Source organism: Brachybacterium sp. GPGPB12, assembly GCF_038396325.1.
Lineage (GTDB): Bacteria > Actinomycetota > Actinomycetes > Actinomycetales > Dermabacteraceae > Brachybacterium > Brachybacterium conglomeratum.
In genome coordinates this window covers 3,936,378-3,961,852 of sequence record NZ_CP149573.1, presented here as the reverse complement: position 1 = coordinate 3,961,852, position 25,475 = coordinate 3,936,378, and the positions used below count along the sequence as shown (strand labels likewise).

The following is a 25,475-nucleotide window of genomic DNA, read 5'->3' as shown; positions in this document are numbered from 1 at the left end:
TCCTCGTCGGTCGAGCCGGTCTCGTCGGGGATGTCCTCGGGGGTCAGGCGGCTCGAGCCCTCGACGCTCTCCCAGAGGGTCGAGAACCACTCGCCCTCCTTCGCGGCCTCCTCGGCCTCGTCGCGCCTCGGTGAGGGGGACGTCCTGGCCGGAGGTGTCGGTGAGGCGGTACTGGGTCTCCCCCGGCATCGCGAACAGGAGGCGCTCGCGGGCGCGGGCGGCGACGTAGGTGGGGTCCTCCCACTGCGCGACCTGCTCGCGCAGGTCCTCGACCTCCGCCTCCTGCTGGGCGACCTGGCCCTGCAGGTCGGAGAGCTTCTGCCGCTGGGCCACGTAGGAGTTCACCGTCGGCACGAGGGCCGCCAGCGCCACTACGACAAGGGCGACCAGCACCAGGGTGCGGCGCGTGATCGTGATGCCGGGCCCGTCCGGCCCGTCCGTGCGGGACTGGGCGGTGGCGGGGCGGGAGGCGGCGGCGGGGCCCCGGCCGCGGTCGCCGCCGCCGCCTCCGGAGGCGGACTGCCTGGTCCCGCCGGGGCGGGCGGCGCCGCCGCGGCCGGGGGCGGCCGACGGGCGCGAGGTCGAGCGCGCACCGGTGCGACGGGCCCCGGACGCGGCGACCGGGCGCCTCGTCGATCGCGGGGCGCCCGGTCGTCTGTCGCTCATGCGCTAGAGGATACGGCCTCCGCCTGGACGCGCCGCGCGGGAAACGCGGTGCGCCCGGGCGGCGACGATCACGCCGTGTAGCGCGGGAAGGCGGAGGCGCCGGCGTAGCGGGCGGCCTCGCCGAGCTCCTCCTCGATGCGGAGCGACTGGTTGTACTTGGCCACGCGCTCGCCGCGGGCGGGGGCGCCCGACTTGATCTGACCGCAGTTGGTCGCGACGGACAGGTCGGCGATGGTGGTGTCCTCGGTCTCGCCGGAGCGGTGGGACATCATGGCCTTGAAGCCCGCGCGGTGCGCGAGGTCCACGGCGTCGAGGGTCTCGGAGAGCGAGCCGATCTGGTTGACCTTGACCAGCGGCCGCGTTGCCGGCGCCCTCGTCGATGCCGCGGCCGAGGCGCTCGGGGTTGGTGACGAAGAGGTCGTCGCCCACGAGCCGCGTCTTGGTGCCGAGGCGCTCGGTGATGGCCTTCCAGCCGTCCCAGTCCTCTTCGTCCAGCGGGTCCTCGATGGAGACCAGCGGGTAGGCGTCGACGAGCTCGGCGTAGTAGTCCACCATCTCGGCGGAAGACTTCTTCGCGCCCTCGAAGGTGTAGGCGCCGTCCTCGAAGAACTCGGAGGCCGCGACGTCGAGCGCGAGCGCGACGTCCTTGCCGGCCTCGAAGCCGGCCTTGCCGATGGCCTCGACGATCAGATCGAGCGCGGCGCGGTTGGAGTCGAGGTTCGGGGCGAAGCCGCCCTCGTCGCCGAGACCGGTCGCCAGGCCCCGCTCCTTGAGCACGGCCTTCAGCGCGTGGTAGACCTCGGCGCCGACGCGCATGGCCTCGGAGAAGGTCTCCGCGCCGATCGGCGCGATCATGAACTCCTGGATGTCGACGTTGGAGTCCGCGTGGGAGCCGCCGTTGAGGATGTTCATCATCGGGACGGGCAGGATGTGCGCGTTCGGGCCGCCGACGTACTGGTACAGCGGCACGCCCGCGGAGGCCGCGGCGGCGCGCGCCACGGCGAGGGAGACGCCGAGGATGGCGTTCGCGCCGAGGGTGCCCTTGTTCTTGGTGCCGTCGAGATCGAGCATCGCCTGATCGATCGCGCGTCGCTCCTGGACGTCCATGCCGTGGATCGCCGGCAGGATCTCGGTGATCACGGCGTTGACGGCGTCGAGCGTGCCCTTGCCGAGGTAGCGGTCCTTGTCGCCGTCGCGGCGCTCGACGGCCTCGAACTGGCCGGTGGAGGCGCCGGAGGGGACCGCCGCGCGCTCGAACGTGCCGTCGTCGAGCAGGATCTCGACCTCGACGGTGGGGTTGCCGCGGGAGTCGAGGATCTCTCGGGCGAGGAGTGCTTCGATCAGGGTCGCCATGGGCTGTTCCTTCCTTCGGTGATGAAGTTCGAATCGTCCGGTCGGCGCTGACCGTCCGCCCGACAGTCTAGGCCGAGCGACGCCCGCCACGCGCCCCCGTGCCCGCGGTTGCGGCCGGAGGGGGCCGACGGCGGACGAGTGCCCCGGTCAGGCGCCGGCGCCCTGCTCGAGCTCGCGGAAGGTCCTCGCGAGCAGGGCGCGCGCGCGGTCTCGGGATCGTCGTCGCGGCCCTCGGCGGCCACGACCAGGTCGAGCGCCGCCCGGCCGAGGTCGCCGCCCCAGTCGTCGGCGTCCTCGGCCGAGGCCGCGGCGTCGGCCGCCTCGAGCAGCCGCTCGAGCCCGCCCGCCGACCGGGCGCGGTGGACGATCTTCGCCGCGGTCTGCAGGGCGGGCGACTCGGCGGGGATCCCCTCGGCCCAGCCGAGGGGGCGCGTCGGAGCCGCCCCGGAGCCGCCCTGCTCCTGCCGGCCCTCTTCGCTCCTGCTCGCTTCTCCTGCGCCTTGACGGCGTGCCACTGCGCGATGATCTGCTCGACGTCGGCGGGGTCCTCGAGCGCCTGCTCGGGCGCGTCGCCGAAGACGTGCGGGTTGCGCCGCTCCATCTTCGCGACGAAGGAGCGGGCCACGTCGTCCACGTCCCAGGCCGGCTCCTCCTCCTGGCCCACGCGCGCATGGAAGAGGATCTGGAACAGCAGGTCGCCGAGTTCGTCGGGCGGCGCCCCGGGGCCGTGGCCGGCGGGGTCGTCGATCACCTCGAGCACCTCATAGGCCTCCTCGAGGAGGTAGCGGGCGAGCGAGGCGTGGGTCTGCCGGTGGGTCCAGGCGTCGCCGCTCGGCGCCCGCGCCGCCTCCATCACCTCCACGGCCCGCGCAGGGCGCGCCGCGCGGGGCGGGATCGGACGGGACGGGGCGGCGCGCGGTGCTCACGGGGGCGAGGCTACTTCCTCGCCGGCCCCGACCCCGCCTCCGCCTGCACGACGGGCGCGGAGATCTGCTCGGCCGCGGAGGGCACGAGCTCGCGCAAAGACCTCGCGCGCCCACTCGAGCAGCGCGTGGTCGCGCGGCTCGGTGCCGCCGAAGCGGGAGGTCATCGGGCGGGGCACGAGCACCTGGCGCAGGGCCGGCTTGAGCGGCGTGCCCGGGTACAGGCGCTTCATCCGCATCGCGACGGAGTCGGCGGGCTCGAGATGGGCGAAGCGGATCATCTTCCCCTGCGCCTGGACCTCGTCGACCCCCGCGGCACGCGCGTCGATCCGGAAGCGGGCCACGTCCAGCGAGCACCTCCACCGGCGCGGGCAGCGGGCCGTAGCGGTCGGCGAGCTCGGCGCGGACCTGCTCGATCTCGGAGATCTCGCGCACCGCGGAGAGCTTCGCGTAGGCCTCGAGCCGCAGGCGCTCGGAGCCGATGTAGTCGTGCGGGACGTGCGCGTCCAGCGGCGCCTCGACCCGGATCTCCTTCTCCGGCGCGCTCGCCTCGCCGCGGAAGGCCGCGACGGCCTCCCCGACCATGCGCACGTAGAGGTCGAAGCCCACGCCGGCGATGTGCCCGGACTGCTCGCCGCCGAGCAGGTTGCCGGCGCCGCGGATCTCGAGGTCCTTCATCGCCACCTGCATGCCGGCGCCGAGGTCGGTGTTGGTGGCGAGGGTGGTGAGGCGGTCGTGGGCGGTCTCCGTGAGCGGCTTGCCCGCGTTGTAGAGGAAGTAGGCGTAGGCGCGCTCGCTCGAACGGCCCACGCGCCCGCGCGCTGGTGCGGCTGCGAGAGCCCGAAGCGGTCCGCGTTCTCGACGATCAGGGTGTTGGCGTTGGCGATGTCCAGGCCGGTCTCGACGATCGTGGTGCATACGAGCACGTCGAAGTCCCGCTCCCAGAAGTCGACGATCACGCGCTCGAGCTGGTGCTCGTTCATCTTGCCGTGGGCGACGGCGACGCGGGCGTCCGGCACCAGCTCGCGCAGGTGCGCGGCGACGCGGTCGATGTCCTCGACCCGGTTGTGGATGTAGAAGACCTGCCCCTCGCGCAGCGGCTCGCGCCGGATCGCGGCGGCGATCTGGCGGTCCTCGTCGGCGCCGACGTAGGTCAGCACCGGATGGCGCTCCTCGGGCGGGGTCGCGAGAATGGACATCTCCCGGATGCCTGTCACGGCCATCTCGAGGGTGCGCGGGATGGGTGTCGCCGACATGGACAGCACGTCCACGTTCGTTCGCGGCGCCTTGAGCGTCTCCTTGTGCTCGACGCCGAAGCGTCGCTCCTCGTCGATGATCAGCGACCCCAGGTCCTTGAAGCGCACGTTGCCCGTGAGCAGGCGGTGGGTGCCGATCACGACGTCGACGTCGCCCTCGCGCGCCCCCTCGACCGTCGCCTCGGAGTCGGCGGCGGACTGGAAGCGGCTGAGCCCCTTCACGGTCACGGGGAAGCCCGTGTACCGCTCGGAGAAGGTGTCGAGATGTCTTGCTGGGCCAGCGGCTGTCGTCGGGGCTAGCACGGCGACCTGCTTGCCGTCCTGGACGGCCTTGAAGGCGGCGCGCACCGCGATCTCCGTCTTCCCGTAGCCGACGTCGCCGAGGATCAGGCGGTCCATCGGGACCGGCTTCTCCATGTCCTTCTTGACGTCCTCGATGGTGGAGAGCTGGTCCGGGGTCTCGACGAACTCGAAGGAGTCCTCGAGCTCCCGCCGCCAGGGGGTGTCGGGGCCGAAGGCGTGGCCGGGCGCGGACTGCCGGGCGGAGTACAGGCGCACCAGCTCGTCGGCGATCTCGCGGATCGCCTTGCGGGCCTTCGACTTGGTCTTCGCCCAGTCGGCGCCGCCCATGCGGTTGACGGACGGCTCCTCGCCGCCGACGTACTTGGTGACCTGGTCGAGCTGGTCGGAGGGGACGTAGAGCCGGTCGCCGGGCTGGCCCCTTTTCGAGGCCGCGTACTCGATCACGAGATACTCGCGGGTGGTGCGCTTCGCGCCGGTGCCGACGGTGCGGCTGGTCATCTCGACGAAGCGGCCCACGCCGTGGTGGGCGTGGACGACGTGGTCGCCGGGCCGCGGCTGGAGCGGGTCGACGACGTTGCGGCGGCGGGAGGGCATCCTCCGCTCCTCGCCGCGGCGCGCCCCGGACTTGCCGGTGAGGTCGCGCTCGGAGGCGAGGACCAGCTTCAGGTCCTCGGCGACGAGACCCTCGGCGAAGGGGCCGACGGTGACGACGGCCTCTCCCGGGGATACGGGCCCCTCGAGCCGCTCGGCGAAGACGGCCGCCATGCCCTCGCCGCGGAGGTTCTCGGCCGCGTGGCGGGCCCCGCCCGTGCCGGCCATGGTCGCGACGACGGACCAGCCGTCGGCGCGACGGCGCTCGAGGTCCTTCGCCGCGTCGGCGGGCTTGCCGGAGTAGCCGGGGTGGGTGGACGTGCCAGAGGTGGTCAGGTCGAGGTCGGCGTCGAGGCCGAAGGCGGCCAGGGTGAACCAGGCGCGGCCGCCCTCGCGGGCGTGGCCCTTCGCCTCCGACAGGGGCACGAAGCTCGCCGCCCCCACGTCGATCGGGAGTCCGCCGCCGGCCGCGGCGCTGGACCAGGCGGCGGCGAGGAACTCGTCGGTCGTGGCGACGAGCTCCTCGGAGCGGGCGCGGGCCTTCTCCGGGTCGACGACGAGGAAGCGGGCACCGGCGGGGAGCACGTCGGCGACCTGTTCCATGCCGTCCACGAGGACGGGGCTGAGGGACTCCATGCCGTCGGCGGCGATGCCGTCGGCGATGCGCAGCAGCAGGTCGCGCACACCGGGCGCTCCTCGGCGCGGGCGCGGGCACGCTCGCGCACCGAGGGGGTCAGCAGGATCTCGCGGCAGGGCGGGGCGTCGAGCCCGTGCGGGACGGGATCGAGCGAGCGCTGGTCGGCGACGGCGAAGTACCGCACGTCGTCGATCTCGTCCCCGAAGAGGTCCACGCGCACGGGATGCGGCTCCGTGGGCGGGAAGACGTCCAGGATCCCGCCGCGCACCGCGAACTCGCCGCGCTTCTCGACCATGTCCACGCGCACGTAAGCGGCGTCGACGAGCTCCTGCTCGAGCTCCTCGAGGGGGTGCTCCTCCCCCACCAGGGCCCGGACGGGACGGAGGTCGCCGAGGCCGGTCGCGATCGGCTGGAGCAGGGAGCGCACGGGCATCAGCGGCACGTGCACCGGGTCCTCGGTCTCCGGATGGGCGATGCGGCGCAGGGTCTTCAGGCGCTTCGCGACGGTGTCGGCGCGCGGGGAGAGCCGCTCATGGGGCAGGGTCTCCCAGGCGGGCAGTTCGGCGACGTGCGCGGTGCCGACGAGGGAGCTCAGCGCCGCCCGGAGGTCCTCGGCGGCGCGGGTGGTGGAGGTGACCACGACCAGCGGTGACTCGGCGCTCGCGCGTCGCGCGAGATCGGCGACGACGAAGGGAAACAGCGCGGTCGCGGCGACGATGTCCCCGCCCGGGCCACGGTCCTCGTCCGCGCCGGCGGACTCGACGAGCTCGCGGATCGCGGTGAGGTCGGCGCCCTCGGCGAGGCGCGCGAGCGACGGGGCGAGCGGCGCGGCGGACCGCTCGGCGCTCACGGCATCAGGGCCTGCGCCGGCGGCCCGGTCGGTGCGGGGCAGGTCGGTCGGTGCGGTCATCGGTCCTCCCGGGAGTGGAAGCGCCGCTGGGCGGCGGTGAGGCCCTCGAGGACGACGGCCTCGACGGCGTCGGCGGCGTCCGAGATCAGCGACTCGAGCGTGCGGCGCTCGGTGGAGGTGAAGGGGGCGAGCACGTGGTCGGCGGTGTCGCGGTCGCCCGGGGCCGGCCCACCCCGACGCGGACGCGCAGGTAGTCCTTGGTGCCCAGCGCCTTGGAGATGTCACGCAGGCCGTTGTGGCCGCCCTCGCCGCCGCCGCGCTTGAGGCGCACCGCGTCGAAGGGGATGTCGACCTCGTCGTGGACGACGACGATCTGCTCGGGGTCGATGCCGTAGTAGGCGGCCAGCGCCTTCACCGGACCGCCGGAGACGTTCATGTAGGTGGTGGTCTTCGCGAGGATCACCCGCTCGCCGGCGCCGGGGGCGCCGAGACGACCCTCCAGCACGACGGCCTGCGCCCGCTTGGCGGCGGCGAATCGCCCGCCGGCGGCGTCGGCGATGTGGTCCAGGACCATCTGGCCGATGTTGTGCCTGGTCGCGGCGTACTTCGGGCCGGGGTTGCCCAGGCCCACCACCAGGTACGGCCCGGGGCGGCGCTCGCTCACGGTCATGATGCTCCTCGTTCTCACCGGTGCGCGGCGGCGCACGACCCCGGACACCGTACCGGGGCGCCGCGCGATGCGCGACGCCCCGGCAGGCGGTGTGTGAGCAACGGAGCGGGACGGGGAGCCGACGGGCGTCGTGCCCGCGCTCCCCGGCCCGGAGGGGTCACTCCTCCTCGGAGCCCTCGGAGGACTCGGCGTCCTCGCCCTCGGCGGACTCGCCCTCGGCACCCTCGGCGTCCTCGTCCTCACCCGGGGTCTCGAGGTCGGCCTCGTCCACGCGCGGCACCATCACGGAGACCACGAGGATCTCGGCGTCGGTGAGGAGCTCGGCGTCGCCCGGCAGGACGACGTCGCCGGCGAAGAGCTGGTAGCCCTCCTCCTGGCCCTCGACGTCGATCTCGATCTGCTCGGGGACCTTCAGCGCGTCGACCGAGAGGGTCAGCGACTGCAGGTCGACCATCGCGACCGCGGGGGACACGGCCTCGCCGGTCAGGACGACGGGGATGTCGACCTCGACCTTCTCGCCCTTCCTGACGATGATCAGGTCGAGGTGGTTCAGGGTGCGCTTGAGCGGGTGGCGCTGGATGTCCTTGATCAGGGCGAGGTGGGAGGTGCCGTCGGCGAGCTGCAGCTCGATGAGGGCGTTGGGGTTGCGGGCCGCGAGCGCGGTCTCGTGACCGGGCAGCGACAGGTGCAGGGGGTCCTCGCCGTGGCCGTACAGGACGGCGGGGACGCGGCTCTCGGCGCGCAGACGGCGGGCGCGCGCCCTTGCCGAAGTCCTCGCGCAGTTCGACGTTCAGCTTCTCAGCCATGGTGGTGCTCCTCGTGGATGCGGGGCTCGACGATGATCGACGCCACGGGGCACAGGGAGGGTACTCCTCCCGGAGATCCGCACCGCGTCGATCACGGAGGGGCAGGACCCCTCCCTCGCCGAAGTGACGCGCAGACATTACCACGCAGGCCTCCGCACGTCGCCCGATGGAGGCTCGGAGGTGAGCGGCGCCGCATGGCGCAGTGCCTCCCGCCCTCTCACTCCTCCCCTCGCCCTACCCCCTCGCCCAACACCCCGGAACCAACGTCCCTGCAGGTCAGGAGCAGAAATCAGCGACCTTGGTCCCCGCGTGGACCCGTCGATCGGGCCTACCGTTGTTCTTGTCAGACAGACACCCCGAGATCCGATCATCGACCGGGTCGACACCGAAAGGCCCCTCCCGTGAGCGCCACCGCCGCCACCCCCGCCGCTGCGACTCCCGCCCGCCCCGCCGCCTCCGAGGTCACCGCCACGCGGAAGGCCGGCTGGGGCTACACGCTCCTGGGCGTGACGCGCCTGATGGTCGGCTTCACCTTCCTGTGGGCCTTCCTGGACAAGACCTTCGGCCTCGGCTTCGCGACCCCGCCCGAGGGCGCCTGGCTGAACGGCGGCTCCCCCACCGCCGGCTTCCTCGGCGGCTCGATCGAGGGCGGCAACCCCTTCGCGGGCGTGTGGAGCTTCTTCCTCTCGATCAACCCGCTCACGGACGTGCTGTTCATGCTCGGCCTGCTCGGCGTGGGCCTGGCGTTCATGCTCGGCATCGGCACTCGCGTCGCCGCCGTCTCGGCCGCCGCGATGTACACGCTCATGTACCTGGCCGCGTTCCCGATGTCGACCAACCCGCTCTACGACACCCACCTGCTGCTCGCGGTCGCCGTCCTCGCGATGGCGGGCCTGGCCGCCGGTGACCACGTCGGCCTCGGGAAGCAGTGGAGCCGGCTCGTCAAGGGCAACCGGTTCCTGATCTGAGCCCCGCTCGGCGCCACTGACCGCTCGGCGGAGCGGCCCCGTCCCCACCTGGGGGACGGGGCCGCTTCCGCGTCGGGAGCCCGCCGCCGGGCACCGCGCCGAGAGGAGCCTCCGGGCCAGAACAAGCTTCCGGGCCGGGAGGAGCCGTCGGCTCAGACCTCGCCGTCGAAGAGGCTCGTCACCGAGCCGTCGTCGAACACGGCGCGGATCGCCCGCGCCAGGAGCGGCGCGATGGAGAGCTGGGTGAGGCGGTCGAACTGCTTCTCCGGCGGGACCGGGAGGGTGTTCGTGCACACGACCTCGCGCACCTGGGAGTTCTTCAGCCGCTCGGTCGCAGGGTCCGAGAGGATCGGGTGGGTGGTGGCGATGACGACGGAGGCGGCGCCGTTGGCGATCAGCGCGTCGGAGGCCTGGACGATGGTGCCGGCGGTGTCGATCATGTCGTCGACGAGGATGCAGGTCTTGCCCGTGACGTCGCCGATCACGCGCTTGGCGACGGCCTGGTTGGGGCGCGTCGTGTCGCGGGTCTTGTGGATGAAGGCGAGGTTCACGCCGCCGAGCCGCTTGGACCACTGCTCCGCGACGCGGATCCGGCCGGCGTCCGGGGAGACCACGGCGATGTCCTCCTCGCCGTACTTCCTCTGCACGTAGTCGGCGAGGATCGGCGGCGCCATCAGGTGGTCCAGCGGCCGGTTGAAGTAGCCCTGCACCTGCGGGGCGTGGAGGTCCACGGAGATCATGCGGTCCACGCCCGCGGTCTCGTACAGATCCGCCATGAGGCGGGCGGAGATCGGCTCGCGGCCGCGGTGCTTCTTGTCCTGGCGGGCGTAGGGGAAGCTCGGCGCGATGGCGGTGATGCGCTTTGCGGAGGCGCGCTTGAGCGCGTCGATCATGATCAGGTGCTCCATCACCCAGGTGTTGATCGGAGCGGGGTGGGACTGGAGCACGAAGACGTCGGTGCCGCGCACGGACTCGCCGTATCGCACGTAGATCTCCCCGTTGGCGAAGTCCCAGGCGTCCATGGGGAGGACCTCGACGCCGAGCTCCTCGGCGACCTCCTGTGCGAGCACCGGGTGGGCCCGTCCTGAGGCGAGGACCAGTCGCTTCTCCCCGGTGGTGACGATTCCGCTCATCGCTGCTCGTGCTCCTTGTGCTCCTCGGCGGCAGTTCCTGCGGGCGTCTGTGCCGCGGACCCCTGCTCGGCGTCGAGGGCGGCCCGGGCCGCGCTCTCGGCCGGGGTCCCCGCACGGCGTCGCAGGGTCCATCCTTCCATGTTCCGCTGCGAGACAGCGTTCACGCCCAGCGCTCCGGCGGGGACGTCCTTGCGCACGGTGGTGCCGGCGCCGGTCGCGGCGCCGTCGCCGATCGTGACCGGGGCGACGAGCACGTTGTCCGAGCCCACGCGCGCGTGGCGGCCGACGGTGGTGCGGTGCTTGTTCACCCCGTCGTAGTTCGCCACGATCGTGCCGGCGCCGATGTTGGTGCCCTCGCCGATCTCAGCGTCGCCGATGTAGCTGAGGTGGGGAACCTTCGCGCCCTCGCCGATCACCGCGTTCTTCGTCTCGACGAAGCCGCCGATCTTGCCCTTCGCGCCGAGGTCCGTGCCGGCGCGCAGGTAGGAGAAGGGGCCGACGGTCGCGCCCTCGCCGATCACGGCGAGCGGCGCATGGGAGCGGACCACCTCGGCCCCTGCGCCGACCTCGGTGTCGCGCAGGGTGGTGTCCGGGCCGATCACGGCCTCGGCGCCGATGTCGCTGGCGCCGTGCGGCTGGACGCCGGGGAGGATCGTCGCGTCCTGGCCGATGGTGACGTCGGCGTCGATCCAGGTGGTGGCGGGGTCCACGATCGTGACGCCGGCGCGCATGTGGCGCTCGAGGATGCGACGGTTCATCTCGGCGCCGAGCTGGGCGAGCTGGACGCGGTCGTTGACGCCCTCGACCATCATCACGTCCTCGGTCACCACGGCCCGCACGGAGCGGCCGTCGGCCCGCGCGATCGAGAGGACGTCGGTGAGGTACATCTCGCCCTGGGCGTTGTCGGTCGTGGTGCGGCCGAGCGCGTCGCGCGACACGGCGAGGTCGAAGGCGTAGATGCCGGAGTTGATCTCGTCGATCGCGCGCGCTCGTCGGTCGCGTCCTTGTGCTCGACGATGCCGAGCACCTCGGAGCCGTCCTCGCTGCGCAGGATCCGGCCGTAGCCGGCGGGATCCGGGACGCGGGCGCTGAGCACGGTGACGGCGGCGCCCTCGGCCTCGTGGGCGGTGACCAGCTCGCGCGCGTCGCGGGGTCCAGCGGCGGCACGTCGCCGTAGGTCACCAGCACGGTTCCCTCGCCTGCGGCGACCTGCTCGAGGCCGCACTGGACGGCGCGGCCGGTGCCGGGGATCTCGTCCTGGTCGGCGACCCGCACCTCGGAGGCGTGCTCGGCGAGGTGCGCGGCGACGCGCTCGCGCTCGTGGCGCGACGACGACGACGAGCTCGCCGGGGCCGGTGCCCTCGGCGGCGGTGAGCGCATGCACGAGGAGCGAGCGACCGCCGATCTCGTGGAGCACCTTGGGGGTGCGGGACTTCATGCGGGTCCCGGCGCCGGCGGCCAGGACGATGACGGCGACGGGTGCGGTGGTCTCGGCAGTGGCCACGTCGGCGCCTCCTAGAGATCGAGGGTGGGATCGACGGGTGTCGGCCGCGCCGCCCGGAGGACGGTGAGCGTTCCGCCATCAGGACTCGAACCTGAAACTTCAGAACCAAAATCTGAGGTGTTGCCGATTACACCATGGCGGAGCGCGCCCGTCGCGGAGCGCCTGCGAGCAGGCGCGGGGCACCGCCGGACGGGGCCGACGGGCGCACGGACGCGGGGCGATCCTACCGCCCGGGCGGCCCCGACCAGCGCCCGTCGACGCGCCGGGGGCTCCGCTGACCCGCCGGTCACCGTGCGGTCGCCGTATGGGAGACTCGCCGCATGGCGGAGAACGGGGCCCCTCGCGGCCGGTCGACCCGGATGACGGGCAAGGAGCGGCGGGAGCGGCTCGTGCTCGTCGGCCGACGGGTGTTCGCCGAGAAGGGCTTCGACATGACCTCGGTCGAGGAGATCGCCTCGCGCGCGAAGGTCTCCAAGCCGATCGTCTACGAGCACTTCGGCGGCAAGGAGGGGCTGTACGCGGTGGTCGTGGACCGCGAGGTCTCCACCCTGCTCGCCGCGCTCGAGGAGTCCCTCTCCGATCAGCGCGCGCATCCGCGGATGCTGATGGAGCGCGCGGCGCTGGCCTTCCTCGCCTACATCGACGAGAACGAGGACGGCTTCCGGATCCTCGTGCGCGACTCCCCCGTCAGCCATTCCGTGGGGACCTTCTCCTCCCTGCTCACGGACGTCTCGCGCCGCGTCGAGGTGATCCTGGCGAGGCGACTGCGGCCGCACTCGTACCCGATCAAGGACGCCGCGCTGTACGCGCAGATGCTGGTGGGCATGGTCGCCTACACCGGCCAGTGGTGGCTCGAGACCCGCAAGCCCTCGAAGGAGGTCGTCGCCGCGCGGATGGTGAACCTCTCCTGGTTCGGGCTGAGCTCGCTGGAGAAGAAGCCCGAGCCGCGCGGGGAGACGAAGGGCTGAGCGTCTCGGTCGGAGCGGCACGTCCTCCGCGTCGCCCGCGTCGCCCGCGTCACCCGTGGCGACCGCGGCCCGGACCGAGAACCTAGACTCGCCCCATGCCCACGACGCCTGCGGACGACTCCGCGCCGCCCCATGACGAGGTCGACCGGGTCCTCGCGGGCTGGGAGCTGGCGCGCGAGGACCTCGACGTCTCGCCGCTGGCGGTCCTCTCCCGCGTCTCGCGCCTGACCCGCTATCTCGAGATCGCCCGGCGCGAGGCCTTCTCCGAGGCGGGGCTCGAGGGCTGGGAGTTCGACATGCTCTCCGCCCTGCGCCGCGCCGGCGAGGACGCCCTATCCCCCGGCGCGCTCATGCACGAGACCCTCGTGACCAGCGGCACCATGACCACCCGCATCGACAAGCTGGTCACCCGCGGCCTGGTCTCGAAGAACCGCGACCCGCACGACGGCCGCGCGGTCGAGGTGCGCCTGCGTCCCGACGGCGTGGCCCGTGTCGACGCCGCGATGGAGCGCCTGCTCGAGGCGGAGCGGGAGCCGCTCGGCCCGCTCGCCGCGGCCGAGCAGGCGGAGCTCGCGGGCATGCTCCGCACACTGCTGCTCACCTTCGAGTCCGACGACCCCCTCGGAGGCTGAAGCCGGCGTGCGGCGCCCGGTGAGCGTCCGCGCCCGCGCCGCCCGGCACCCTCCGACCCCGCTCCCCGTTCCCAAAAGGACCCCAACCCCATGGCTCATCTGCTCGGCACCCAGTCCCTCCATGTCGCACTGCCCGATCGCGTCGCGCTCGACGACGTCACCGTCGGCATCGACGAGGGCGACCGCATCGGCGTCGTCGGCCGCAACGGCGACGGCAAGTCGACGCTGCTGCGCCTGCTCGCCCGCGCGCAGGCGCCCGACGAGGGACGCGTCACGGTGCGGGGCGGGGTGCGCGTCGGTGTCCTGACCCAGCAGGACGAGGCGACGGTCGGGGCGAGCGTCCGCGACCGCGTGGTGGGCGACCGGCCCGAGTACGAATGGGCCTCCGACGCGCGGATCCGCGACGTGCTCGCGGGTCTGCTCGGCGGCATCGCTCTCGACGCACCGCTGACGGACCTCTCGGGCGGGCAGCTGCGCCGCGTGCATCTGGCGGAGCCGCTGGTCGGCGACTGGGACGTGCTTGCTGCTGGACGAGCCGACGAACCATCTCGACGTCGAGGGCATCGCCTGGCTCGCCGAGCACCTGCGGCGGCGCTGGAGCGCGAAGGACGGCGGGCTCGTGGTCATCACCCACGACCGCTGGTTCCTCGACGCGGTGTGCACCCGGATGTGGGAGGTGCACGACGGGATCGTCGAGCCCTTCGAGGGCGGGTACGCCGCCTACGTCCTCCAGCGGGTCGAGCGAGACCGACAGGCCGCCGCGATCGAGTCGAAGCGGCAGAACCTGATGCGCAAGGAGCTCGCGTGGTCGCGTCGCGGCGCGCCGGCGCGGACCTCGAAGCCGAAGTTCCGCATCGACGCGGCGAACGAGCTCATCGCCGGCGAGCCGCCCGTGCGCGACACGGTCGCGCTGACCCAGCTGGCGACCTCGCGGCTGGGCCGCGACGTGATCGACGTGCTCGACGTCGACGCCGGCTACGGCGGCACGACCGTGCTGGAGGACGTGACCCTGCACATCGGCCCGGCGGATCGGATCGGGATCCTCGGCCCGAACGGCGCCGGGAAGTCGACTCTGCTGGCGCTGATCACCGGGGACCTCGAGCCGCTCGCCGGGCGGGTCAAGCGAGGCAAGACGGTGACGGTGCGGCAGGTGTCCCAGCGGCTCGAGGGGCCGCAGGAGCATCTGGACTCCCGGGTCAGCGATGTCGTGGGGCGATACCGCACCACGTTCACGGCCGGCAAGGACGAGGTCTCCCCCGGTCAGCTGCTCGAGCGTCTGGGCTTCACCGCCGCGCATCAGAAGGTGCAGGTCAAGGCGCTCTCGGGTGGTCAGCAGCGTCGGCTCGACCTGCTGCTGACGCCGCTCGAGGAGCCGAACGTGCTGGTGCTGGACGAACCCAACAATTCGATGGGTTGTTCGTTCCGGACACCTCGATTCTACCGTCGTGGCAGGGCGACGTCACGCCCTGATGCTCGACGCCGGCTCCTTGGGAGGCGGTATGGCGTGCCGTGTCGCACCGCGCCGGTCGGGAGGGGTGGTCGCTGATGGCTACACCGCTTCTGGGGGCCGAAGGGTCGCACTTGGAGTACCCGACGCGGGTGGTCTTCGACTCGCTCTCGGTCGGGATCGAGGAAGGCGACCGGATCGGGATCGTCGGCCGCAACGGTGATGGCAAGTCGAGTCTGCTGGGGATGCTCTCGGGGCAGATCGAGCCGCAGGCGGGTCGGGTCACCCGACGGGGCGGCGTGCGATTCGGGGTCCTGGGTCAGAGCGATGATCTGGACCCGGAGGCCACGGTCGGGTACTCGATCGTCGGCGACGCTCCGGAACATGAGTGGGCCAGCGATGCGCGCATCCGCGATGTGATCGGCGGTCTGGTCGCGGACATCTCCTGGGATGCGATGATCGGCCGGCTCAGCGGCGGGCAGCGACGACGCGTTGCTCTCGCGGCCCTGCTGGTGGGTGACTATGAGCTCATCGCTCTCGACGAGCCTACGAACCATCTTGATGTGGAGGGCATCGCCTGGCTGGCCGACCATATGAAACGACGGTGGCCCAAGAACTCCGGTGGGGTCGCTGGTCATTACGCACGATCGCTGGTTCCTCGATGAGGTCTGCACCGAGACCTGGGAGGTGCACGACGGCATGGTCGAGCCGTTCGAGGGCGGCTATGCCGCGTACGTGCTCCAGCGGGTGGAGCGGGATCGAATGGCGGCCGCGGCCGAGAGCAAGCGGCAGAACCTGATGCGCAAGGAGTTGGCCTGGTCGCGCCGGGGCGCTCCGGCGCGGACGTCGAAGCCGAAGTTCCGGATCGACGCGGCCAACGAGCTGATCGCTGACGTGCCGCCGGTGCGCAATCCCATCGAGCAGCAGCGGGTCGCGGTCGCTCGGCTGGGCAAGCAGGTGGTGGACCTGGAGGACGTGAGCGTGAGCTTCGGGGGTCGGACGGTTCTCGATGAGGTGACCTGGCGTATCGCTCCGGGTGAGCGCACCGGCATCCTGGGCGCGAACGGCGCGGGCAAGTCCACGCCGCTCGGGCTGATCTGCGGCACTCTGGAGCCGACCGAGGGCCGGGTCAAGCGGGGTAAGACGGTGCAGGTCGGCACCCTCGATCAGCAGTTCTCCCAGCTCGCCGACATCGGCGGGGACCGGGTGCGCGAGGTGCTGGCCCGCACCAAGACGACGTTCCAGATCGACGGCAAGGACCTCACCCCGGCGCAGCTGCTGGAACGCCTGGGGTTCGCCCGCGAGCATCTGTCGGCGCGGGTCGATGACCTCTCCGGCGGGCAGAAGCGGCGGCTCCAGTTGCTGATGCTGCTGCTCAGCGAGCCGAATCTGTTGCTCCTCTCGATGAGCCGACGAACGATGTTGACGCGGATATGCTCGCCGCGCTGGAGGACCTGCTGGACTCCTGGCCGGGCACGCTGATTGTGGTCTCCCACGACCGCTACCTGCTGGAGCGGGTCACCGACCAGCAGTACGCGATCCTCGATGGCGGGTCACGGCATGTGCCCGGCGGGGTGGACGAGTATCTGCGGCGCGAGCCGCACAGGAGCAAGAGGCCGTGACACCGTCGCCGATGAGCGCTCAGAGCAGCGAGGAGAAGACGGCGTCGTCGTCTTCGTCTTCGGAGTTGTCGGGTGCGGAGCGCCGGGCGGTGCAGAAGGAGATCGGTGCGATCGAGCGCCGCCTGGAGAAGCTGTCGAGAAGCATCGACCGCATCCACCAGCGTCTCGCCGACCACGATCAAAGCGACTACGAGGGCCTGCAAAGCCATACCGATGAGCCGCGCCAGGCAGAGGACGAGGTCGCCGAGCTCGAAGAGCGGTGGCTGGAGCTGTCCGAGTCGATCACCTGACGGACCAGAACTCACGTCCCGCAGACAGAGGTTCGCGCCTGCCGCTTCGTGAGCGACAGGCGCGAATGCTGATCCCGATGACCGGGGTGATCAGGCCTGCGGCGGTCTGTGCTCGTTTCCTGTTTCGGCGGGGGTGGGTTCTCGGTAGGTCTCGGGAACCTCTCCGGCGCGACGACTGGCTCGTGATTCTCCGATCTCCTGCAACGTGAGACGGATCAGCATCTCCGACAGCTTGTGCAGATCGGGTGGTTCGCGATGCACCGCCCTGATAGAGAAATGTCGTTCGTCGTACCGACGCCGCGAGGTCTTCTTCACGTACTTGCCCATCGTGCACTCCTACGCCGAGACCGTCGGTTCGGCGATAACGTGCTCCCGAGAGTTACGCTCCGTGCGCCGCTCGGTGTGCTCGTGGATGCGCACGCGGGCGAGCAGAACCAGGCTGACGGGGCCGATCCAGAGCAACTTGAGCGCCGACCAGATCGCGACCAGCACGATGAGGTTGAGCCAGCCCGGCCCGCCGTCACGGATGATGACGGTCAGTAGGCTCGCGGCGTAGAGGTAGGGGATCGCGAGCAAGATCGCCGGGATGCCCCACTTGAGGCCGCGACGGGTGCGGACCTTGTCGAGCACGATGTTGGTCGGCATCCGGCGGCGCATGAAGACGCGGATATGGATGCTGGCGAACCAGATGAGTCGGAACATGATGCCTCCAAGCACGTAACTGTGGTGAGGCAGTACGTGTGGAGTGTCCCGAAGGACGGCCCCAAAAAGGGGGCCTACATGGTGAGGGGCGAATCTGCCTCTGTGCTTCTCACTCTACGCCGCGCGTACGACGCGCGGTAGCCCCCGCGGGCCGTGCTCGGCCGCTGGCGGTGCACCTTGCCGGTGACCGTCTGGGAAGGGACACAGATCATGGCGAAGCTGGCAGAGCAGGCGAAGGGTGAGCGGCAGGCACGGATGATGCTGTCGATGATCGCCGAGCCTGACGACGCGGCCACCGGCCGCATCCTGCACCGACTCGGTGGGGTCGAGACGCTCCGGTCGCTCGAAGACGACCAGGCCGCGGTGCCGGAGATGAACCGCGCCGATGCGATCGCCTGGCGCAACCGCGTCGCCCCGCGCATTGAGGGCGACATCCCCTCACGGGTCGCGGAGGCGGAACGAGCCGGTATGTCCACGCTCATCCCGACCGATACGGACTGGCCGCACGCGCTCAACGACCTCGGCTCCCGCGCCCCGTACCTGCTGTGGACACACGGGGCGACCTCCTTCCTCGCAGGCGCTCTCACGGATCGGGTCACGATGACCGGCTCCCGGGCGGCCAGCGAGTACGGCGTCCAGGTCGCCGGGCATCTCGCCGGAGACCTGGCCCAACAGGAGCGCACCATCGTCGCCGGCGGCGGCTACGGCAGAGACGCCGCAAGACACCGGTCGGCACTCGCCGGCGGTGGAGGCACGATCGCGGTACTGGCCGGCGGCATTGACCGTCCCTACCCGCGCGGGAACTCGGACCTGCTGGCCCGGATCGGCGATCTGGGGATGCTGGCCAGCGAGGCTCCTCCGGGGGCGACGCCGACCCGGTGGCGGTTCATGGCCCGCGCCCGTCTGCTGGGTGCGCTCTCGGGCGCGACGGTGATCCCAGAGGCAGGCTTCCGGTCGGGATCGCTGCTGGTGGCAACAGAAGCCCACCGGCATAGCCGCGCCGTCGGAGCGGTCCCCGGCCCGGTCACGTCGGCGGCGAGCGTGGGGCCGCATGAGCTCATCAAGCGCGGACGCGCCGAGATCATCACCGATACCGCGGACGTGACCGTCCTGCTGGATTCGCTGGATGATCCGGGCCGGCCGCTGAACCGCCAGGCGACCTATCGGCCGTTCGAGACTCAGGAGCCCGCTTCTTTCGGGTTGCCGACAATTCGTCAGTTCTAGGATCGCCACGCTGAAAACGTCGAGACCACACGTGCGAGAAGCCGTCTCTGTGGAGCGCAGTCATCCCGGCAGAGGTGCCCTTCACTCGGTTGATGGGTTGAGTGCGCGGAAACTAAATCGTTGCCACTACTTCTCCGAGAAGCGAACGTTCAAAACTAGTAAGCGGTATTCTCTCTGTGCCACGCAACACCTGAATTGCTTCAAGCATCTCATCGAGACTTCGGAAGTTCCCAAGTCCGCGTACCAACTGTCGCGATATCTCAAGAGGCAGGCCGTACTCCTCCAACGTAGTGAGATGCGGAGCGGAGAACATGCTCTCAACTCGGGCCGCGAAACCGTCGAATGACCCAGATTCCAATCCGCGCTCCTCAAGAATCTCACTCACGACTACATCGAGCGCCCTCAACGCAGTGGGAAAATTGTGGTCTAGCCAGTACCGCACGAAATCGAACGCCGCCTCAATCTTCTCGTCAACGCTGGAAGATTGGTCATGCTCGTTCTCAACAAACCCCGCGATAATGTCCTTCATTCGGCCTTCAACGAGAGACGCTTGATTGACTTGATAAGCGAGTTGTCGCGCGCTGTATGCGCCGTGCCCACGATGATACGAAGGAGGAATGTAGTTCCATATCAGTTCGCAGACTGCCCGAAGCTCCGCCCATTTTGGGTAGGAAGTAGACCACTGCGGCGGCTGAAGCCGTGACGTGGGCGACGTGCGAATATGCTTCGCAAGCTCGGTTGCGGCTTCCGGTTCCACCCCCTTTATCGAGCGCAGAACCTTCAGGCTAAGGCCCGACTCTTCTAATACAGGTGACACCCGCTCCCTGGTCTCGTCGCTCCAATCTCCTTCGTCGATCTGCACGAGTAGTGAACTCGGGGCAATATCGCTTTGGCTGACACCAGGAATGTCAATCTCGGGAAACTCTCTCGTCGGGGCATCATGAAAGAGTACGATCTCACCCACGAAATGCTTAAACATTCTGCCAACACGGCCACGTATGTTAGCGAATGTGAAGTAGTTGTATGCCCTATTAGCAACTTTGCGATCAAGAATTATGATGCGTTTTGCTCGGGTATTGACTCCTTCGATCAGAGAGTTCGTGCAGACAAGCGTGTCAAGATCACCGTCTTCGAATCCCTGTACCATCTTTTGTGCGAGCCAACGAGGAAGGCGTCCATGATGCACACCCACACCACGTCGCAGCGCTCTTGAGACAATCCAATCCGGATGGTAGTTCTCTTCGATCCACTCGGCTACTTCCGGTAAGCCCCGACTAACGGTCGCGCCACTTGACCGCTGTTCGATCAGCGCTTCCAAAACCTTTCGCGTCTTTGCTGGGCTTTGGCAATATACCAACGTGGGGTCACAGGACGAACCAATCAATTCGGCTACTATCGCGAGGCGTTCTTCGTCGTTTGAAGCCTTGATTTTTCTGGTGTCAGCGACAACGGTGGAGAAATCAGTTCTGATGAAAGAAGCACGAAGGTTAGAAGGGAGGACCGATGCGAGGCCCTCCACGACTGGACCCGCAAAGTAAAACTGGGCGCCAGTCTTAGCGAGTCGCAAGAATGCCTGATTCAACATTGATGCGCGTTGTTCTAGAGTGCCTTCGCTCTCCTCCGCAAGCTTGTAGAACTCGTCAATGAAGAACAAATCAACCGCAGGGAGTTGAGGAACCGCGAGCAACCGCTCCTGTGTCATGACCAGGATGTTGCGTTCACTCAACTCCTGGTTCGGGTGGGTGACAATCTTGTACTCACGAAATTGGGAGAGGCGTCGGCGGGTCTCATCCAGAAGTGCGATGGTAGGAACCACGAGTACCAGGTTCTTGTACCTGCCAGTTTGAACTAGTGCATCTATAACCACGCTCTTTCCAAAGCTGGTTGGCGCCGAGAGAATTACATTCTCTCCTTCAACCAGGCGGTGAAATACTTGAGACTGAATGCGGTGGAAGACGGTCTCAGAGGCTGGGTTGGGTCGGTTCATTTCCATGATGACCGCATCCCGAAGAGAGTCATGGTCTGCACCTTGAACGGCATAGGGGTACAGTCCGTGCATCATTGCTAGACTTCGAAGGATTTCGCCCTCGGGTCCCGTCCTACTGATTTTCTCAAGCGCTCGAATTACAAGATCCGTGCTTTCAGATCCGATGCCATTAATTGAAGTGAAAGCGACAATATCGGATAGGATCTCAAACTCGTCGTCAACCTCACCGCGTAGCAGAGATGTCAGTTCTGCGTGAGAGCCTGCCATGCTTTCAACCTCCCATCGAAAGCGGACGTGAGTTCGGCCTTGGTGTCCATTGGGAAGAAAAACACGTGTGCCCTGATCTGACGAGGAAGTGTCCAGTTCTCGTACCTGTCTCGCAGGCTCTTCCAGTTGTTCATGACCTCGGTTCGTAGATCAGCGAGGTACTCCTCAGTGCTCTCCTTGTGCCTGCCCGCGACTTCGCTGTCATAGGAAATGAAGATAGGAACTACGACACTCTTGAATGTTCTGTCCAACGAGGTCTTTCGAGACAACAGCGCGGTGATCTTGTCCCGGTGAGGATAGTCGTCAGGAATCTTGTCGGTTATGGCGGCAAATTCGTACCGCAGGTAGTCGCGACTGAGATGTAGCTTCAGCTCATCATATATTGCGCTGGGCGCACCGTAGCTGTCCTTATAGAGCTTCGATTCGCCAAGCCAGAGTTCTAGTTCCCCGGAGGCTCCTGTATCGACAATGTGGGCACAGTCGAAACCTTTGACAGTGTCGTTGGCGGCGTCTTTGAAGTAGATCCGGGATATAAGTCGCGAACTTCCATAGAACTTGCGCAGAATCATGTGAAGGAGGAGTTCACCAATTTCTCCTCTTCTCTCAAAGTCGATGGTGGCGTAGACACGACTGAGAGCCTTCCCGAGCAGTGCTGTGCCAGTAGCGTGGTTGTACCCTTCCAGTTCTTGCGTAGGAAGAATCCAATCTCTTTGCCCAATTGATCAGGTCGACGCTGAGGTCATCGGAGCGCCATGTTCCATCTTCGAAACCGGCGCAAAACGTTGCAGATGGTAAGAGACTGTCGGTGTGATCTACGACGAGTTCAAGGATCGTCTCAGGAACTGGGAGCTTCGTAGCCATTGCCGACAGTTACCTCCGTGGATAGCTGAAGACGCTCAACGGAGGTGCCCATGAGGTCGAAGTTGCTGTCATAGCTACGCGTGCCGCGACCATGCGGTTGAGTCACATCCTATCCTCTTCGGCTGTAGCCAAGAGGTCCTCTGGCGTGAGTGTCACCAGATGTCACAGGGATCGTTCTTGCCTCCTGACGCTGACAGAACGTTGGGCGACAGAGTCTCCGGTCTGAGGAGTATCCGCAGCTACCCGACGTATGGCGCCCGGCCGCGCGGGCGCGGTCAATCTTCTGCGCCGCGCTCTGGGGTGCCGGGCCGAGTGGGGTGTCGTCGCTGATTTGGTAGCGGTCGCGGTAGGCCGCGATGGTCCGGGCGTCACGTCGCCAGCGTGCCTGTTCGCGGTCACTGGACGGCGGGTCACCGAGCGGCTGGGTCCACGGTTCGCCGGTCTGGCGGGCGGTGTCGAGGATCGCGTCGGCGCGGGTCTCGATCAGCTCTCGTCGCTCGGTCAAGGCCTGGAGCATGTCTGCCGCGATCGGGCCCTGCACGTGCGGGATGAGGCCGGCGATCAGCCGCGGGGTCTTCCTCGTGCGCCCCGACCCGGCCGGCTGGGCGGTGGCGCGTGCGAGACGGTAGTGCATGACCTTGGCGATGTCCTCGGCGTCATCGAAGCCGCGAGCGACCACCAGGCGCGGGAAGAGTGTATCGACGTCGTGGTGGTTGGCCTCGGCGCGGCGCGGCTCGGCAGTCAGCGCTCCGAACGCGACCGAGCCCAGCGTGGCGTCGGCCTGCTCTTCGGTCAGGCCTGAGTCGCGGATGAGGGCGGCCCAGCGGTCGTGTTGGGCGGTCGCGGCGATGGTTTCGTACTCGGCGGCGAGCTGAGCGATCGAGCCCCACTGGTCCTGCTCGGCGGTGATCGTCTCGTGCGCGGAGAGCTCGGCTCCCGAGTGCTGCAGCACTCCGTAGAGGACCGAGCGGCCGGTGGCTTCCTCGTTGTCCGAGGGGTGCGGTGCGGCGTGGTCGTCGGGGCGGTCGAGGACGACGTAGGCGTGGTTGGACTCGCGGCCGCGGGTCATCGCGACGTAGACGTTCTCACGGGTCGAGGACGGCTCGACCAGCACATGTGCGGCATCGACCGTGATGCCCTGCGCCCTATGCGCAGTGACGGCGTATCCCAGATCGACGTGCTCGGCCACGTAGTCGGCCGGCGGCGACGATCGACCCGAACCTTCGGCCGGGCTTGCGGATCGTGATCGACCCATCATCGCGCACGTCAGTGACCTGCCACCGTTCGCCGTTGCGCACCCACCCCCGGCCTGTGCCGGTGCGCAGGCGCCGGTCGTTGCGGCGGGTGATGATCGTGTCCCCGACCCCTGCGGACGTGCGCTCGGCCAGCGCGACCTCTCTGGTGGGGCGGATCGTGCCGTCCAGGATCAGGTCGGCACGGGCCCTCGCGTTCAGCGCGGTCACGTCCTCGCGGGTCTCGGCGATCAGCACCGACGCCCGTCCGGCGTCGCGGTCGGCACGCCAGGCGGTGTAGGCGGCGTCGATCATGTCCTCGGCGTCACCATCGCTGATGCGGCCGTGACCTGCGTAGGTGTCGATCACGCGGGTGCGGCCGTGGCGCAGATCGAGGAGGCGGTCTTCTCCCATTCGTGGACGAAGCGGTGCACGTCCACGAGCTCGGGAGCGTCGTCGCGGTCGGCCACGAGCATCCCGAAACTCCCGCCCGCATCGACCGACTGGAGTCGCCCGTAGTCGCCGACCAGCGGCACCTTCGCACCCGCGCCGGCCGCCAGGGCGGTGATGCGATCCAGCGACAGGGTGCCGGCAAGGGAAGCCTCGTCGATGATGACGAGCTGACCTTCCTCGAACGTGGTGCCCTGGGTCAGATGGTTCTGCCACCATTTCGCCGTGTTCTCGGTCGCGATCCCGAGATCCTCACCGAGAACTTGCGCGGCCACCGCCGACGGCGCAAGCCCGACCACCGAGCCCTTCCCGTCTCGCTTCTCCCATGCCTGGCGCGCCGCGCCGCCATGGCGGTGGTCTTCCCGGCACCGGCCGGGCCGACCAACACGTCGAGAACCCGGCCGGAGACTGCGATCTGGGTGAGCGCCGCCGCTTGGTCGTCGCCGAGCAGGTGCCCTTCCCGGTCGGGCTTCGCGGTGATCTTCTCGACCGTCTCGACCTCGACCATCGGGCCGGTCAGGGTGCGGGAGCGTTCCAGGAGACGGTCTTCGGCCTTCAGCGGCACCGTGGAGGAGAACACGGTCGAGTGGCGGCGCCGGAACACGCTGGTGCCGTCTGGGCGGCGGAAAGCGGCCGGGCTGGTAGCGAGCTCGGGCGGCGTCAGCCGCAGTGAGGCCTGCTCGGCGGCATCGGCGATCATCCCCACGGTGGCCTCCCGGTCGCTCGCGGTCGCGAACCGCCATTCTATCGACTGTCGGCTTGCCTCGGCGTGGAGGTTCCATCGCCGCCAGGTCGAGCGCTTCTCGCCCACAACCTCGACCACCGAGGCGCCGAGCTCGGCGATCACCTCTAACGGCACATCATCAGTCCGCAACGGCCGCACCTCTTGCGCCGTGGCGAGGAGACCACCGGCCCAGCCGGTCGCGTCCTCACCCAGTAGACGGCCGGCCCGCTCGCGCCAGCCGCTCGTCAGGTCGGCCAGGGAGTGGACCTGCTTCTCGGGGCGGGTGGCGAGGGTGGCCTGGGCGCGCAGGCGCACGATCGTCCGCGCCGAGGGCCGGCGACCGTGCTCGGCGGTGTAGGCGGCGATGAGCCGGTCGGCCTCGGCATCGATATCGCGGGCGCGGGAGGAGAACTCCTCGATCAGCTCCTCGCTGACCCCGGTGATCTCCCACGCCGGGTTACGGTCCCGGCCCCGATCCCGCGCCTCCCACTCCACGCCGAGCGTGCCGGTGAGGCGGTCGGCCAGAACCGCGTTGTAATGCTCCGAGAGCGCGACCACCGCCGCATGCATGGGCCGCCCGTCCAGCGACCGCCAGCGTCCGTCCAACGCGGTCTGGACCTTGTTGGAGATCACGACGTGGGTGTGCGACTGCGGGTCCCCGGAGCGGCTGTCGTAGTGATCGAAGGCCGTGGCGATCAGGCCGGTCACGTCGACCTGGGCGACCGCGCCATCGGCGGCGGTGTAGCCGGTGCGGGTCGCGGCGACCTCGCGCTCCATGAAGTCCACGACCTCGGCGACCGCGTCGTGATGCGCCTGAGCGATCAGGGCCTGCGTGCCGGCGTCGGCCACGCCCCACAGCACCGAAACGGACTTCGGCACCGAAAACGTGTAGTCGAAGCCCGCAACCGAACGGCGGTTGCCCCGCTCGATCTCCTCGGCCTCGATCTGGCTGATCTGCTCGGCACGCTCACCCATCCCCAGGCCAGGGTCGAGGTCCGCGACGCGCCGCTCGATCCGTTCCGCGACCGAGACGTACCGTGGGAAGGCCCGCCCGAGCGGGTCGCCGCTGACGGGGTCGCGGCCCATGCCGATCAGCAACTGCAACTGCGACTCTGAGACCTCATCGCCGTGAACGATCTGCCCGTCGCCGAGGCCGTGCAGAGCCGACCCCATCCAAGTGCCCGGTGGTGTTCCCTCCTCCGTGTAGTACCTGGTCAGCGGGGTCGAGAGGGAGCGATCGCCGTCGGCGGCGCGATCGTGCGAAGCAGGTACTTGTACCCGTCACCCGCACTCATCACCCGCATCGAGACCGTCATGCAGATCAGGTGAACCGCGCAGTCACCATGCAGAACGGTGACAATGTCCGAGCGGCGTGTCTTTCTCTGTGTATAGACGGTTCAGTATCGATC

Annotated in this window: 11 protein-coding genes, 1 tRNA gene and 8 pseudogenes; 6 read left to right on the top strand and 14 right to left on the bottom strand. The window is 69.1% G+C overall.

Annotated features, from left to right (window positions below; genetic code table 11):
- Nucleotides 1–219: 219 nt before the first annotated feature.
- The 6 genes and pseudogenes from WKH84_RS23085 to WKH84_RS23060 all read right to left on the bottom strand — a co-directional run.
- Nucleotides 220–666: pseudogene (locus WKH84_RS23085) on the bottom strand (septum formation initiator family protein); the annotation flags it as partial.
- 68 nt (nt 667–734) lie between these two features.
- A pseudogene (gene eno / locus WKH84_RS23080) lies at nt 735–2,019 on the bottom strand (phosphopyruvate hydratase).
- Nucleotides 2,020–2,086: 67 nt separating this feature from the next.
- A complete protein-coding gene (locus WKH84_RS23075) occupies nt 2,087–2,872 on the bottom strand; it encodes a MazG nucleotide pyrophosphohydrolase domain-containing protein (protein ID WP_341857022.1) in 786 nt (261 codons plus the stop codon).
- 83 nt (nt 2,873–2,955) lie between these two features.
- Nucleotides 2,956–6,639: pseudogene (mfd, locus tag WKH84_RS23070) on the bottom strand (transcription-repair coupling factor).
- Nucleotides 6,636–7,249, bottom strand: a pseudogene (gene pth / locus WKH84_RS23065) (aminoacyl-tRNA hydrolase). The pseudogenes mfd and pth overlap by 4 nt, the downstream one beginning before the upstream one ends.
- A 157-nt stretch (nt 7,250–7,406) precedes the next feature.
- Nucleotides 7,407–7,964 carry a 50S ribosomal protein L25 gene (locus tag WKH84_RS23060; protein WP_341857021.1) on the bottom strand — a complete coding sequence of 186 codons (558 nt, stop codon included), beginning with the start codon at nt 7,962–7,964 and terminating at the stop codon, nt 7,407–7,409.
- A gap of 492 nt (nt 7,965–8,456) precedes the next feature.
- Here WKH84_RS23060 and WKH84_RS23055 point away from each other — a divergent pair, with 492 nt between their 5' ends.
- On the top strand, nt 8,457–9,023 hold the full coding sequence (locus WKH84_RS23055) for a hypothetical protein (RefSeq protein ID WP_308740599.1): 567 nt from the start codon (nt 8,457–8,459) through the stop codon (nt 9,021–9,023).
- A 152-nt stretch (nt 9,024–9,175) separates the two neighbouring features.
- On the opposite strand, the gene WKH84_RS23050 is transcribed toward WKH84_RS23055, so the two are convergent.
- The 3 genes and pseudogenes from WKH84_RS23050 to WKH84_RS23040 form a co-directional block, all read right to left on the bottom strand.
- The gene (locus WKH84_RS23050; RefSeq protein ID WP_341855240.1) at nt 9,176–10,156 is read right to left on the bottom strand and encodes a ribose-phosphate diphosphokinase; all 981 of its coding nucleotides are present in this window, start codon (nt 10,154–10,156) and stop codon (nt 9,176–9,178) included.
- A pseudogene (gene glmU, locus WKH84_RS23045) lies at nt 10,153–11,594 on the bottom strand (bifunctional UDP-N-acetylglucosamine diphosphorylase/glucosamine-1-phosphate N-acetyltransferase GlmU). The gene WKH84_RS23050 and the pseudogene glmU overlap by 4 nt, the downstream one beginning before the upstream one ends.
- A gap of 136 nt (nt 11,595–11,730) precedes the next feature.
- Nucleotides 11,731–11,802: transfer RNA gene (locus WKH84_RS23040), tRNA-Gln, on the bottom strand.
- A gap of 178 nt (nt 11,803–11,980) precedes the next feature.
- Between WKH84_RS23040 and WKH84_RS23035 the strand changes: the two genes are divergently transcribed.
- From WKH84_RS23035 to WKH84_RS23020, 4 genes and pseudogenes are all read left to right on the top strand, one after another.
- A complete protein-coding gene (locus tag WKH84_RS23035; RefSeq protein ID WP_341855239.1) occupies nt 11,981–12,628 on the top strand; it encodes a TetR/AcrR family transcriptional regulator in 648 nt (215 codons plus the stop codon).
- A gap of 95 nt (nt 12,629–12,723) precedes the next feature.
- Nucleotides 12,724–13,260 (top strand): MarR family winged helix-turn-helix transcriptional regulator, encoded by a 537-nt coding sequence (locus tag WKH84_RS23030; RefSeq protein WP_341855238.1) that lies wholly within the window; start codon nt 12,724–12,726, stop codon nt 13,258–13,260.
- 90 nt (nt 13,261–13,350) lie between these two features.
- Nucleotides 13,351–14,671: pseudogene (locus WKH84_RS23025) on the top strand (ABC-F family ATP-binding cassette domain-containing protein); the annotation flags it as partial.
- A 134-nt stretch (nt 14,672–14,805) separates the two neighbouring features.
- Nucleotides 14,806–16,619, top strand: a pseudogene (locus WKH84_RS23020) (ABC-F family ATP-binding cassette domain-containing protein).
- A 90-nt stretch (nt 16,620–16,709) separates the two neighbouring features.
- Here WKH84_RS23020 and WKH84_RS23015 read toward each other — a convergent pair.
- Complete coding sequence (locus WKH84_RS23015; RefSeq protein WP_341855237.1) at nt 16,710–16,946, bottom strand: hypothetical protein; 237 nt, start codon at nt 16,944–16,946, stop codon at nt 16,710–16,712.
- 9 nt (nt 16,947–16,955) lie between these two features.
- Nucleotides 16,956–17,321 carry a sulfate permease gene (locus WKH84_RS23010; protein WP_341855236.1) on the bottom strand — a complete coding sequence of 122 codons (366 nt, stop codon included), beginning with the start codon at nt 17,319–17,321 and terminating at the stop codon, nt 16,956–16,958.
- Between the two features lie 210 nt (nt 17,322–17,531).
- On the opposite strand from WKH84_RS23010, the gene WKH84_RS23005 reads away from it, so the two are divergent.
- Nucleotides 17,532–18,545 carry a DNA-processing protein DprA gene (locus WKH84_RS23005; protein ID WP_341855235.1) on the top strand — a complete coding sequence of 338 codons (1,014 nt, stop codon included), beginning with the start codon at nt 17,532–17,534 and terminating at the stop codon, nt 18,543–18,545.
- A 112-nt stretch (nt 18,546–18,657) separates the two neighbouring features.
- On the opposite strand, the gene WKH84_RS23000 is transcribed toward WKH84_RS23005, so the two are convergent.
- The 3 genes and pseudogenes from WKH84_RS23000 to mobF form a co-directional block, all read right to left on the bottom strand.
- Entirely contained in the window at nt 18,658–20,799 is a 2,142-nt protein-coding gene (locus WKH84_RS23000) for a DEAD/DEAH box helicase (protein ID WP_341855234.1), read from the bottom strand.
- On the bottom strand, nt 20,775–21,500 hold the full coding sequence (locus WKH84_RS22995; protein ID WP_341857020.1) for a DUF1837 domain-containing protein: 726 nt from the start codon (nt 21,498–21,500) through the stop codon (nt 20,775–20,777). The genes WKH84_RS23000 and WKH84_RS22995 overlap by 25 nt, the downstream gene beginning before the upstream one ends.
- Nucleotides 21,501–21,769: 269 nt before the next feature.
- A pseudogene (mobF, locus tag WKH84_RS22990) lies at nt 21,770–25,382 on the bottom strand (MobF family relaxase).
- Nucleotides 25,383–25,475: the final 93 nt, after the last annotated feature.

Coding starts and splice junctions, on each gene's coding strand:
- WKH84_RS23075 (WP_341857022.1), bottom strand. CDS start 2,872: ATGGAGGCGGCGCGGGCGCCGAGCGGCGACGCCTGGACCCACCGGCAG.
- WKH84_RS23050 (WP_341855240.1), bottom strand. CDS start 10,156: ATGAGCGGAATCGTCACCACCGGGGAGAAGCGACTGGTCCTCGCCTCA.
- WKH84_RS23035 (WP_341855239.1), top strand. CDS start 11,981: ATGGCGGAGAACGGGGCCCCTCGCGGCCGGTCGACCCGGATGACGGGC.
- WKH84_RS23030 (WP_341855238.1), top strand. CDS start 12,724: ATGCCCACGACGCCTGCGGACGACTCCGCGCCGCCCCATGACGAGGTC.
- WKH84_RS23015 (WP_341855237.1), bottom strand. CDS start 16,946: ATGGGCAAGTACGTGAAGAAGACCTCGCGGCGTCGGTACGACGAACGA.
- WKH84_RS23010 (WP_341855236.1), bottom strand. CDS start 17,321: ATGTTCCGACTCATCTGGTTCGCCAGCATCCATATCCGCGTCTTCATG.
- WKH84_RS23005 (WP_341855235.1), top strand. CDS start 17,532: ATGGCGAAGCTGGCAGAGCAGGCGAAGGGTGAGCGGCAGGCACGGATG.
- WKH84_RS23000 (WP_341855234.1), bottom strand. CDS start 20,799: ATGGCAGGCTCTCACGCAGAACTGACATCTCTGCTACGCGGTGAGGTT.